The sequence below is a fragment of the Cryobacterium mannosilyticum genome (assembly GCF_004402705.1).
GTDB lineage: Bacteria > Actinomycetota > Actinomycetes > Actinomycetales > Microbacteriaceae > Cryobacterium > Cryobacterium mannosilyticum.
In genome coordinates, this window is the sequence record NZ_SOFM01000021.1 from 122,485 (window position 1) to 133,377 (window position 10,893).

Sequence of the window (10,893 nt, forward strand, 5' to 3'; positions counted from 1 at the left end):
TCTTAACCATCGTAACGAGGCAACGGGGCTGTGACAACCATCGGCATTCCACCGGGCGCGAACAACGGCGGCCGGGACACCTACCGGCATGGCGACCTCAGCCGCGCCCTCGTCGAGGCCGGCGTCGAACTCGCCCGTGCGGGAGGTCCGGCCGCGGTGGCGCTGCGAGCGGCCACCCGTCGCGCCGGCGTCTCCCCGAATGCCGCCTACCGGCACTTCGCCGACCGCAGGGCCCTGGTCGAAGCGGTGTGTTCGGCCAGCCAGGGGCGGGTGGCGGAGGCGATCGAGGCCGAACAGGCCCTGGTAGCGGATGCGACGGATCCGCTCGCCGCTGCCCGGTTGCGATTCCGCGCGGTCGGCACCGGCTACCTGCACTTCGCCCTCGCCGAGCCCGGGCTGTTCCAGACCGCGTTCACCGCCTCGACCGACCTGGAGAGCGCGACCAGCGGGTCACGGGCCGGCACCTCCGGCCGCACCCCGTTCCAGCTGCTCACCGATGCCCTCGACCGGCTCGTCGCCGTGGGTGCCCTCCCGGCGGAGCGTCGGCCGGGAGCCGAGTTCCTGGCCTGGTCGGCCGTGCACGGGCTGGCGATGCTGCTGCTCACCGGTCCGCTCCGCGCCCTCGGACCGGAGCAGGCCGAGGCCCTCATCCGCCGGGTCGTCGACATGGTCGAGCAGGGACTCTAGGCGCACCCCATTCCGCACGCCGCGCCCGCGACCGCGGACGCGGGCTGCCGAATCCGGCGCGGACGGCACTCTCCGACGGCTCAGTGCAACTGCACGAGCTCGGTCACGTCGTCCCTGGGCAGCTCGTCGGCGACGGCGGACACCTCGAGGGTGTGCAGCAGCACCCCGCCGCCGATCGTCGTGAGGAAGGCGGTGTCCGCCGCGTCCCGGCCCGTAGCGATACGCACGAGCGTCTGCCGGGGCGCGAGCGTGGTCGCATCGACCACGTGCCAGGCGCCGTCCACGAAGGCCTCCGCCACGGCGTGGAAGTCCATCGGCGACAGGCCGGGGGCGTAGACGGACACGATCCGCGCCGGCACGTCCCTGGCACGCAGCAGGGCGATCACGAGGTGGGCGTAGTCGCGGCAGACGCCCTGCCGGGCGAGGAGGGTGCGCACGGCACCGTCGGTGGGCAGGCTCGCCCCGGGCACGTAGGCCAGCCGGCTGCCGACCCAGGAACTCACCCCGGCCAGCAGGTCCAGCCCGGCCAGGCCCGAGAACTCGGCCTGCGCGGTCGGCCCGAGCCGGTCGGACTCGCAGTAACGGCTGGGGCGCAGGTACCGGATCAGGTCGACCTCGCTCACGCTCGCCGGAGCAGCCTGCCCGGTCACCTCGACGTGGTACTCCACGTCGACCGGGCCGGCCTGGACATCCGCCAGATGCAGCCTGGTGCCGTGCTGGTCGAAGATCTCACGCACCGCCACGGGGACCCCGGCCTGGCCGACCGAGAGGCGCTCCACCGCGGTGAAGCCGGGCACGGCCACCCCGGATCCGCCCGCGTCGGCGGCCACGGCCACCGACACGACCAGACGCGCCGGCGCCAGGGCTTCGAGGGTCAGGTGCGCGGAGGCGGTGCGTTTCATCCCCCGATGATACGCGGCGGCCGGGGACCAAAGGCACTGGTGCCCCGACCGCAACCGGGTGACAATTGCGGCATGCTCGGCGCATTGAACGACCAACAGATCGACAACGTGCTGCACGCCGCCGTGATCGGCCGGATCGGCTGCCACGTCGACGACCGCACCTACATCGTTCCGATCACCTACGCCTACTCCGACGGCAGCGTCTACGGGCACAGCGCCACAGGCCGGAAGGTGCGGATGATGCGCACCAATCCTGCGGTGTGCTTCGAGGTCGAACACGTCGACGACCTGGCGAATCGGCAGAGTGTGATCGCCTGGGGAACCTTCGAGGAGCTGCACGGCGATGAGGCGGAGGCCGGGATGCGTGCCCTCGCCACGCGACTGTCGCCGTTGCTGACCAGCACGACCGCGCAGCCTCACCTCGGACCGGACGGGACTCCGCTGGCCTCGCCCCACGCCCACGACTCCGGCACCGCGGTGCACGAGAAGCCGGTGCTCTATCGCATTCGGCTCGCCGAGAAGACCGGCCGGTTCGAGAAACGGTAACGCCGGGCAGCACGGGCCTGACGTCTGGCGGCAGAATGTCGCCTAGTGCAGGCTCAGCGGCGGCCGGACCAGCCCGTCGACGTGGGTGCCGGCCGGGTCCGTGTCCACGGCCACGATCCGGTTGCGCCCGTCGACGTGGACCACGGTCGGCGTGTACGCCCTGGCTTCCTCGGTGCTCATCTGGGCGTAGGAGATGATGATGACAAGGTCACCCTCGAGTGCCAGCCGGGCGGCGGCGCCGTTGACGCCGACCACCCCGCTTCCCCGCTCCCCTGCGATCAGGTAGGTCTCGAACCGGCTCCCGTTGTTCACGTTGACGATGCTCGCCAGCTCGCCGGGAAGCAGGTCGGCCGCGTCCAGCAGGTCCAGGTCCACCGTCAGCGAGCCGACGTAGTGCAGGTCGGATTGCGTCACGGTGGCGCGGTGGATCTTGGATTTGAACATGGTGCGTTGCATCGGCGCGCAACCCTTTCGACAGGAGAACCGGTGGAGACCGCCGAACGTTACGCCGAGGCGAGGATGTCGACGACGAAGACCAGCGTGTCCGTGCCGGTGATTCCCGCGGTGGTGTTGCCGGTGGTGCCGTAGCCGAGCGCCGGCGGAATGACGATGACGACCTGGGACCCGACCGTCTGGCCGATCAGACCCTGGGCGAAGCCGGGGACGACGTTGCTCGTGGCGAATGTGGCGGGGCCACCCTTGCCCCAGCTCTGGTCGAAGACCTTGCCGCTACCCCAGATGACGCCGGTGTACTGCACGGTCACGGTCGCGCCGTCGGCGACGAGGCCGCCGGTGCCTTTCTTGAGCACCTCGGTCTTGAGCTCGGTGGGCGCGTCTGCCTTCGGCACCGTGACGGTCGGCGTGCCGTCCTTGGCGAGCGTCACGGCCGGGAAGCCGTCCTGGGGCTTCTGGTCCTTGCCGTTCGCACGGGTCGCCACCTTGCCCTTGACATCGATGACGAAGATGATGTTGTCGGTCGCGGCGACCTTGAGGTCGGTGTTGCCCTTGGTGCCGAAGGCATCGGCGGGCGGCACGACGACGGCGACCCGGGAGCCCACGTTGGAGCAGGCGATGCCCTTGAGGATGCCGGGGATGATGCTGGCGGTCTCGGCTACCGTCACGGTGAGTCCGGCAGCCTTGCCGTACCCGCCGCCGTTCAGCTTCGCCCCGGTGGAGGCGTTGTAGGCCGTGTAGGCGATCTCAACGGCTTCACCGTTCTTGACGGCCGCGCCCTTGCCCTTGGTGACCACGGTGCGCTCGGTGGTCTTCGCGGTGAGCGGCGAGGTGAACTTCACGGTGGGTTCGGCGTCAGCCTTGCCGGTCACCGTGACGGCATCCGAGCTCTTGCCGGAATCGGTGCAGGTGAGCGCCGTCGCGGTCGAGGTCGAGCCGGCCGACGGGGAACCACTGCACCCGGAGAGAGCGAGAACGGCCACTGTGGCAACGGAAATGAATACGGGGAGTTTGCGCACGCTGATCTCTCTGTTCGACAATGGGCCTCGAACAGTATGACCTGTCGACATCCGTGCTAGCTGTGTCCGCTGTCACCGGACTCCCGAACCGGGGTCAGAGCCCTTCGGCGATCGCGGCCGTGGCGAAGAGCCAGGCCTCTCGCGTGCGCGGTGCGAGAGCCTCGATGTTGAGCGGCCCGCCGGCGACCAGCGCCGGGTCGTACGGCACGTCGACGACGGCGCGGGTGAGCTGGCTGAAGTGGTCGTGCAGGCGGCGGGACAGCGCCCGGTCCGCGGTCTTGGCCGGCGAGGCGAGGATGGTCACGGCCTGGGCGACCTTGTCGCCATGCCCCTTCAACCGCAACCCGTCGAGCAGCGACGCCGCCCCGTAGGCGGTGTCCTCACGGATGGTGGAGACCACGACAAGCTGGTCGGCGGTCTCGACGGCCGCTTCCCAGTTCGAGGCACGCATGTTGTTGCCGGTGTCGATGATCAGCACGCGGTAGAAACGGCTGAGCGCGGCGTGGAGCTTCCCGAAGGCCACGTCGTCGATGCTGGCCGCCCCGGCCGGGTCGAGGTCGGAGGCAAGGGCGTCGAACCGGGCGTCGCCCTGGTTGCGCACGTAGTTGTCGAGGTCGCCGACCCGGGCCGAACTGGAGTAGGCGAAGTTCTCCAGGTCTCGGAGGAGGTCGACGGCGGTGTTGGTGTGGTGCGCCGTCTGCGCCCGCACGCCGAGGGTTCCCATCGTCTCGTTGTTGTCCCAGGCGAGGGTGTAACCGCCGCGATGGATGCCGAAGGTCGCCGCGATCAGCAGGGTGGCAGTGGTCTTGTGCGCGCCGCCCTTCGGGTTCAGCACGACGATGGTGCGCGGGCCGATCAGGCTGCGCTGCACGGAGGCGACCGCCGAACGGCGCGACCGTTCACCGTTCCCGGGGCTGGGCGCGACCAGCCCGCCGGTCAGCCGGCGCACCGTGCCCTGCCAGCCCTGCAGGGCAGGGCCCTCCACGATCGGCGGCCGCGAATTCATGAAATCCGACAGGTTCGGGCCCGCGGTGCCGGGCGTGTTGCCGGAAACGGATGCGGGGCCGGACGCTGAAGCGCTCACCGGCAGACCGGCAGCCGCCAGACGGTCAGACGGTTCCGCCGGCTCGTCGTCGTCGACGTCGCGGTCGAGATCGCGGTCGAGATCGCGGTCGAAGACGAGGTTCTCGAACAGCTCGGCGCCGGGGCCCGCGGACGGAGCGGCTTTCTCGTCGGCGGCCCGTTCATCATCCGCCGCCGCATCCGGAGCGGACTCGATCATCGTCGGTCGGTATGCCGCCGGTTCGACGGCGACCTCGCCGGAGTCGGCGTGATCGCCGGAGTCGGCGTGATCGCCGGAGTCCGGCGCGGAATCCTCAGGCAGGAGGAGCGGGCGGGTCGAACTGGGCAGTTCGGCCGCGGGGATGAAGTCCCCGTCCGCGTCCACGTCTCCGTCGGGGTGCACGATCAGGGGCGACCGGCCCTGCTCGTCTTCCGCGGTGAGGCGAACGGGGCGACCGAGAGTGCGGGCCGTCGCCGCGACCCGGTTGATGATCTCCTCGCGTACGCCCGCCTCGTCGACGGCGGTGATCTGCTGGCGCTCGCCGTCGATGGTCAGTTCGCCCGTGCCGTCGCTCCGGATCATGGCGCGGATGCTGGGAAGGGCGGAATCGTTCTTCTTCATGGTGGGCCTTTGTTCGTCGAGCTCAGCTCAATAAGCGTGAGCACGTCGAAGTTGCCGTCGATCGTGCCCTTCCCAGCCTAACCGGGCGGTCGGCATCCTCCCCCCGTTTGGCCACGACCCCGATGCCGGACCCGTTTCGGGTGCCCCGCCGCCGGTTCGTCACTGCCCGGAGCCGGTCTGCAACGCGAACGAACGCGGGCATTGCTTTGCCCCCCGCCCGAGGGTCATCATTGAATCATGAGGGATCGAGACTGGGTGCTGCTCGCCTATTGCCGGTCGTGCGGCGTCTACGGCACGGCCGTCATCGATGACGACCACCGGATCGCCTGGCCGGACGTCGTGCACGAGGTCGATTGCGACCTCGCCGAACAGCAGGACGTCCGAGAGGCACACTCCTGGGCGGTCGGCGCCGCATAACTGCGCCGACCCCGATCTGAGCGTGGCCCGCGACGGTGGGCCGGGTCCGGGCCGCTGATCTCCGAGTGCGGACGAAAGTTCAGGCGGGCAGCGTGCCCAGACCCTGATGGGCGAGCCAGCGGAGGGCCCGCGCGCCGGCGCGGGTGCCGGCGCGGGTGCCGTGGGTGTCGTCGTGGCCGCGTTGCCGCCGGCATTCCACCAGGTCGTCCCCCGGGGCGATGTGAGGATCCCGGCAGGAATTCGCGTAGCTGGTGTCGTCGGATTCGAGCGCGAGTTCGTCGTCGGTCATGGCTCTGCGTTTCTGGTTCTGTCACACCTGCTGCCTGCGCCGTTTCCGGCGTCGGTGCGCGGAACTTGTTCGGTTGCAGTCGTGCACGTGCTGGTCCGCGGCTGGCGGCGGACCGGGGTTCGCTTTCGCACCGGCCGGCCTGAAAACACTCGGAGACTGGGGCGAGGCAGAATTGTTGAATGACAGGGTACGTGCTCGCCCGGCGAATCGCCCCATAGATCACCGATCACCGCGAGAACCATGAACCGGGTTGTATCCGCCGCGACGGCCTGCACCTCCCAACGCCGGGCCGCCAGGCCCCTCCCGCTCGTCAAATTCGACGGGCATTTTCCCCAAAACGGGCCCAAACGCGCGAATTCTGGTGATTCCGGCGAAAATCTCCGTCGAATTCGACGGGCAGGCCGGGTGAGGCGCGGATCGTGTTTGAGGCTCAGTCGCCGGGCACGGCGTCCTGGTGCAGCTCCCGGAGCATCACCTTCATCACCTTGCCGGTGGCCGTGCGCGGCAGCGTTTCGACGAAGTGCACGTGGTCGGGCACCTTGAAGCTTGCGATCAGGTAGCGGGTGTGGGTGAGCAGGTCGACCGCGGTCACGGCGTGGTCCGGCCGGAGCACGACGTAGGCCTTGGGGCGCTCGCCCCACTTCTCGTGCGGGATGCCGACCACGGCCACGTCGAGCACGGTCGGGTGCGCGAGGATCGCGTTTTCCACCTCGATCGAGGAGATGTTCTCCCCGCCGGAGATGATGATGTCCTTGACCCGGTCCTTGAGCTCGAGGTACCCGTCGGGGTGCATCACCCCCAGGTCGCCGGTGTGGAACCAGCCACCCCTGAACGCCTCGGCGGTCGCAGCCGGGTCCTTGTAGTAGCCGAGCATGACATTGTTGCCGCGGAGCACGATCTCCCCGATCGTGCTGCCGTCACGGGCAACGTCGGCCATCGCCGGGTCGACGACGCGTGCCGACTCGGCCTGCAGCATTCCGACGCCCTGCCGCGAGATCCTCCGGGCTCGCTCGTCGCCCGGCAGACTGTCCCACTCGGACTGGTATTCGCAGATCGTGTACGGTCCGTAGACCTCGGTGAGCCCGTAGACGTGCACGACCTTCACGCCGAGGCGCTCCAGCTGTTCGATCACGCTCGGGGCGGGCGGGGCGCCGGCGGTGGTGATGCTCAGCGGCCGGTCCAGCGGATGCGCCTCCGCGGCGTTCGCGATCAGGCTGCAGACCGTGGGGGCACCGCAGAGGTTGGTGATGCCGAGGGTGTCGATGGCCGCCCAGACGCTTTCCGCGCGCACCGCCCGCAGGCAGACGTGGGTGGCGCCGGCCGCCGTGACCGCCCAGGGCGTGCACCACCCGTTGCAGTGGAACATCGGCAGCGTCCACAGGTAGACCGAGTCGCTCGTGAACGAGTTGTGGAACACCTCGCCGAATGAGTTCAGGTAGGCCCCGCGGTGGGAGTAGACGACGCCCTTCGGCTTGCCGGTCGTGCCGGAGGTGTAGTTGATGGTCAGCGGAGAGCGTTCGTCGTCGATGTCCCAGCAGAGCGGCCGGGGATCGGCCAGGGCCGCGGCATCCGCGGCGGCCAGGAACGATTCGAGGCTCTCCTGCCCGAAGTCCAGGCCGCTGGCGGCAAGCCCGAACTCGGCGTCGGGCATCTCGATCACGCCGGTGAGGAACGGGGAGACGGGGCGGGCGTCGCCGACCGTCGCAACCAGCTCGGCGTCGACGAAGAGGAGCGTCGCCTCGGAGTGCGTGAGCACATACTCGATCTCAGGCCGGGCGAGCCGGGAATTCAGGGCGATCAGGATTCCCCCGGCGAGCGGCACGGCGAAGTGCGCGATCAGCATCTCGGGCACGTTCGGCGCCAGGAACACGACCCGGTCCCCCGGGGAGATCCGGGCACGGATGCCGCGCGCCAGCCGTTCGGCGGCCGCCCGGAACTCGGTATAGCTGTAGCGACGTCCGCCGTAGAGGATGGCGTCCTTGTTCGGGTACACCTCCGCGGACCGCTGCAGGAACCGCATCGGGGTGAGCGGGGCGTCGTTGGCCAGACCCGTCGCCGGCTCGAGGCCGCCGGTCTGGTCAAGCAGGGTCATCTGTTCGAACACGCGGGGACTCCTTTGTCCGTCGTTTGGTGCGGGAGTGGAGCGGTCGTGCCGGGGATCAGCGGAACGCGCTGATGCCGGTGAGGTCCCTCCCGATCAGGAGCGACTGCACGCTCTCGGTTCCCTCGTAGGTGTGCAGGGATTCGATGTCGGCGAGGTGCCGGATCACGTGGTTCTCGAGCAGGATGCCGTTGCCGCCGAGCATGTCCCTGGCCATGGCCGCGATCTCCCGAGCCGCCCTCGTGTTGTGGTACTTCGCGAGGGAGGCCTGGATGGGCCGCAGGGTGCCGGCGTCGTCGAGGGCCGCCAGGCGGAGGCAGTGCAGCTGCATCGAGGTGAGCTGAGAGAGCATCATGGTCAGCCGCTCCTGCACGAGCTGGAACCCGGCGAGCGGCTTGCCGAACTGGATGCGCTGGGTGGAATAGTTCAGGGCGGCCTCGAAGACGGCGGTGGCGTGCCCGAGCGCCGACCAGGCCACCCCGAGCCGGGTGGCGAAGAGCACGACGGAGGCATCCTTGAAGGTGCGGGTGCCCGGCAGCACGGCGTCCAGCGGGATGCGCGCGGCGTCCAGCACGATCCGGGCCTGGTGGATCGCGCGCAACGATCCCTTGCCGGTGATCGTGGTGGCGTGGTAGCCGGGGTTGTCCTGTTCGACCAGGAAGCCGCGCACATTGCCGTCGTCGTCCCTGGCCCAGACGACGGTCACGTCGCCGACCGAGCCGTTGCCGATCCACTTCTTCTCGCCGGTGATCACCCATTCGTCGCCGTCACGCGTCGCGGTGGTCTCGAGGCCGACCGAGTCGGAGCCGTGGTCCGGCTCGGTGAGGGCGAAGGCGCCCAGCTTCTCGGCGCGGGCCAGGGGCACGAGCCAGCGCTGCTTCTGCTCCTCGCTGCCGAAGAGGGCGATGCTGCGCAGCGCCAGCCCGCCCTGCACGGCGACGACCGTACCCATCGACCCGTCTCCGCGGGAGATCTCCATGTTGACCAGCCCGGCCGCGAGGGGCGACATCGGGGTCAGCCCCTCCCCGACGACGCCGTCGGTGAGCAGGTCGAGTTCGCCGAGCCTGCGGACGAGGTGGAGCGGGTACTCGGCCTTGTCCCAGGCCTCGTTCACCTCATCGAGGGTCTCCTCGGCGAAGGTGCGGGCGCGGTCCCAAAATGCCCGGTCGGCAGCGGGAACGTCGGCGAAGACACCGTAGTAGTCGGTGTCGAGCGGCAGGGATACATCGTAGTCGGCCACGGTTTTTCCTTTCGTGGAGTGAAGCGGGGAATGAAGCGGGGAGTGGAGCGGGCGAAAGCGGGGAGTGGAGCGGGGCGAAAGCGGTGAGTTCAGGGATGGAAGAGCGTGCCGCGGGCGGCCAGCGAGGCGCCGGAGCGGTCCAGCAGCGGGGTCAGCCCGCCGGTGTGGTGCGGGAAGTTGGCGCCGAGGATCATGCAGGCGTCGATGTCGGCGGCGCTGTGCACCGTGCCGTCGGCGAGCATCCGCCCGGCCTCGTCGGCCAGGCCGTGCAGGAGCAGCGCGCGCACGGCGGCCTGGTCGACCGGGGGCGCGACTCGATCGCCCGGTGGCGGCAGGATCGCCCGGATCGCCTCTGTCGCGGCGGGCGTGAGGCAGCCGTCGGGCCCGACGTAGCTCGGCAACGACAGCTGCACGATGCGGCGCAGGCTCGGGCTCGCCGTGAACCGGTCGCCGAAACCCCGTTCCAGGTGGGCGAGGATGTGCAGCTGCACGCGGGGGCCGATGTGGCGGATCAGGGTGAGCGGCGTCATCGGCAACCCGTCGGCAACGAGTGCGCCGTCGACGAGGTCCGCATCCGCGCCCGCGTCGATCAGGCGGAGGCTGTCACTGAACCAGCGGGTGATCAACCTGTTCACGACGAAGCCTGGAGAGTCCTTCACCAGCACGGCGGTCTTGCCGAGCGACCCGGCGAGCGCGAACGCCGCCGCGACGACGGCATCGGTGTTGCGCGGCGCCCGCACGATTTCGACCAGCGGGAGCACCGGGACCGGGTTGAAGAAGTGGAAGCCGATCAGGCGCTCCGGATGCCGGAGGCCCGAACCCTGGTCGGCGATCGAGAGTGAGGAGGTGTTCGTGAGCAGCAGCGCGTCGGCCCGAACGACTCGTTCGATCGACTCCCAGACGCCGCGTTTGACGGCCAGGTCTTCGAAGACCGCCTCGATCACGATGTCGCTGCCGGCGAGGTCGGCGATGTCGCTGGTGCCGGTGATGAGCGCCGCGACCCGGTCCCGGGTCTCCGTCGTCATGGTGCCGCGGGTGACGGCCCGGCCGAGCTGGTCGGCGATGCAGTCCAGCGCTTGGGCGACCTGCTCGGGCGTGAGGTCGGTCAGCCGCACGGGAACGTCGAGGCGCTCGGCGAAGACCAGGGCGAGCTGGGTGGCCATCCGTCCGCCGCCGACGACACCGACCTGGCCGACTCCGGCGGCCGGGCCGACTCCGGCGGCCGGGCCGCCGGGCCGACTGCGTTTCCGGGCCGCCTGCAGGGTGAAGAAGGCGTAGACGGCGGCGCGGCACTCGCCGGTCTGCAGCAGTTCCCCGAAGGCGACGATGGTCTCGGCTTCGATCGGGTCGCCGCCGCGGGCCAGCCGCGCGGCCGTGCGGGCAGGCCGGCCGACCGGCGGGCGGGCGGTCACGGATGCCGGGCGAGCGTCGGTCGCGCGCTGCCAGGCCGAGAGCAGCTCGATGGTCTTCTCGACGGCGGGCAGCTCGCCGGGGATCCGCTTCCGCACCGCGGCGCGCAGGGCCTCGGGCTGCCAGGGCGCCTGCGCGGCGGGCC

11 protein-coding genes are annotated in these 10,893 nt (G+C 70.1%); 3 read left to right on the plus strand and 8 right to left on the minus strand.

The window, feature by feature from the left end; genetic code table 11:
• The first annotated feature begins 30 nt into the window (after nucleotides 1–30).
• The gene (locus tag E3O32_RS08015) at nucleotides 31–687 is read left to right on the plus strand and encodes a TetR/AcrR family transcriptional regulator (RefSeq protein ID WP_241974705.1); all 657 of its coding nucleotides are present in this window, start codon (nucleotides 31–33) and stop codon (nucleotides 685–687) included.
• An 80-nt stretch (nucleotides 688–767) separates the two neighbouring features.
• Here the strand turns inward: E3O32_RS08015 and E3O32_RS08020 are convergent, their stop codons facing one another.
• On the minus strand, nucleotides 768–1,589 hold the full coding sequence (locus E3O32_RS08020) for a transglutaminase-like domain-containing protein (protein WP_134508337.1): 822 nt from the start codon (nucleotides 1,587–1,589) through the stop codon (nucleotides 768–770).
• Between the two features lie 72 nt (nucleotides 1,590–1,661).
• On the opposite strand from E3O32_RS08020, the gene E3O32_RS08025 reads away from it, so the two are divergent.
• Nucleotides 1,662–2,135, plus strand: coding sequence for a pyridoxamine 5'-phosphate oxidase family protein (locus E3O32_RS08025; RefSeq protein ID WP_134508339.1), 474 nt, complete (start codon nucleotides 1,662–1,664; stop codon nucleotides 2,133–2,135).
• A 42-nt stretch (nucleotides 2,136–2,177) separates the two neighbouring features.
• Here the strand turns inward: E3O32_RS08025 and panD are convergent, their stop codons facing one another.
• The 3 genes from panD to E3O32_RS08040 form a co-directional block, all read right to left on the minus strand.
• Nucleotides 2,178–2,591, minus strand: a complete 414-nt coding sequence (gene panD / locus E3O32_RS08030; RefSeq protein ID WP_134508341.1) for an aspartate 1-decarboxylase — start codon at nucleotides 2,589–2,591, stop codon at nucleotides 2,178–2,180.
• Between the two features lie 47 nt (nucleotides 2,592–2,638).
• Nucleotides 2,639–3,571: an FKBP-type peptidyl-prolyl cis-trans isomerase gene (locus E3O32_RS08035; protein ID WP_166788610.1), complete on the minus strand. Its 933-nt coding sequence runs from the start codon at nucleotides 3,569–3,571 to the stop codon at nucleotides 2,639–2,641.
• A gap of 130 nt (nucleotides 3,572–3,701) precedes the next feature.
• Nucleotides 3,702–5,291 carry a MinD/ParA family ATP-binding protein gene (locus E3O32_RS08040; protein WP_134508345.1) on the minus strand — a complete coding sequence of 530 codons (1,590 nt, stop codon included), beginning with the start codon at nucleotides 5,289–5,291 and terminating at the stop codon, nucleotides 3,702–3,704.
• Nucleotides 5,292–5,528: 237 nt separating this feature from the next.
• Between E3O32_RS08040 and E3O32_RS08045 the strand changes: the two genes are divergently transcribed.
• Entirely contained in the window at nucleotides 5,529–5,708 is a 180-nt protein-coding gene (locus E3O32_RS08045; RefSeq protein WP_134508347.1) for a hypothetical protein, read from the plus strand.
• Nucleotides 5,709–5,787: 79 nt separating this feature from the next.
• Here the strand turns inward: E3O32_RS08045 and E3O32_RS08050 are convergent, their stop codons facing one another.
• The 4 genes from E3O32_RS08050 to E3O32_RS08065 all read right to left on the minus strand — a co-directional run.
• Nucleotides 5,788–5,997: a hypothetical protein gene (locus E3O32_RS08050; protein WP_134508349.1), complete on the minus strand. Its 210-nt coding sequence runs from the start codon at nucleotides 5,995–5,997 to the stop codon at nucleotides 5,788–5,790.
• A 430-nt stretch (nucleotides 5,998–6,427) separates the two neighbouring features.
• Nucleotides 6,428–8,101: an AMP-binding protein gene (locus E3O32_RS08055; protein WP_338145187.1), complete on the minus strand. Its 1,674-nt coding sequence runs from the start codon at nucleotides 8,099–8,101 to the stop codon at nucleotides 6,428–6,430.
• Nucleotides 8,102–8,156: 55 nt separating this feature from the next.
• Complete coding sequence (locus tag E3O32_RS08060; RefSeq protein ID WP_134508351.1) at nucleotides 8,157–9,338, minus strand: acyl-CoA dehydrogenase family protein; 1,182 nt, start codon at nucleotides 9,336–9,338, stop codon at nucleotides 8,157–8,159.
• Nucleotides 9,339–9,427: 89 nt separating this feature from the next.
• The coding region (locus E3O32_RS08065) for a 3-hydroxyacyl-CoA dehydrogenase family protein (protein ID WP_134508352.1) at nucleotides 9,428–10,893 on the minus strand (1,466 nt) is incomplete at its 5' end.

Coding starts and splice junctions, on each gene's coding strand:
- E3O32_RS08020 (WP_134508337.1), bottom strand. CDS start 1,589: ATGAAACGCACCGCCTCCGCGCACCTGACCCTCGAAGCCCTGGCGCCG.
- E3O32_RS08025 (WP_134508339.1), top strand. CDS start 1,662: ATGCTCGGCGCATTGAACGACCAACAGATCGACAACGTGCTGCACGCC.
- panD (WP_134508341.1), bottom strand. CDS start 2,591: ATGCAACGCACCATGTTCAAATCCAAGATCCACCGCGCCACCGTGACG.
- E3O32_RS08040 (WP_134508345.1), bottom strand. CDS start 5,291: ATGAAGAAGAACGATTCCGCCCTTCCCAGCATCCGCGCCATGATCCGG.
- E3O32_RS08045 (WP_134508347.1), top strand. CDS start 5,529: ATGAGGGATCGAGACTGGGTGCTGCTCGCCTATTGCCGGTCGTGCGGC.
- E3O32_RS08050 (WP_134508349.1), bottom strand. CDS start 5,997: ATGACCGACGACGAACTCGCGCTCGAATCCGACGACACCAGCTACGCG.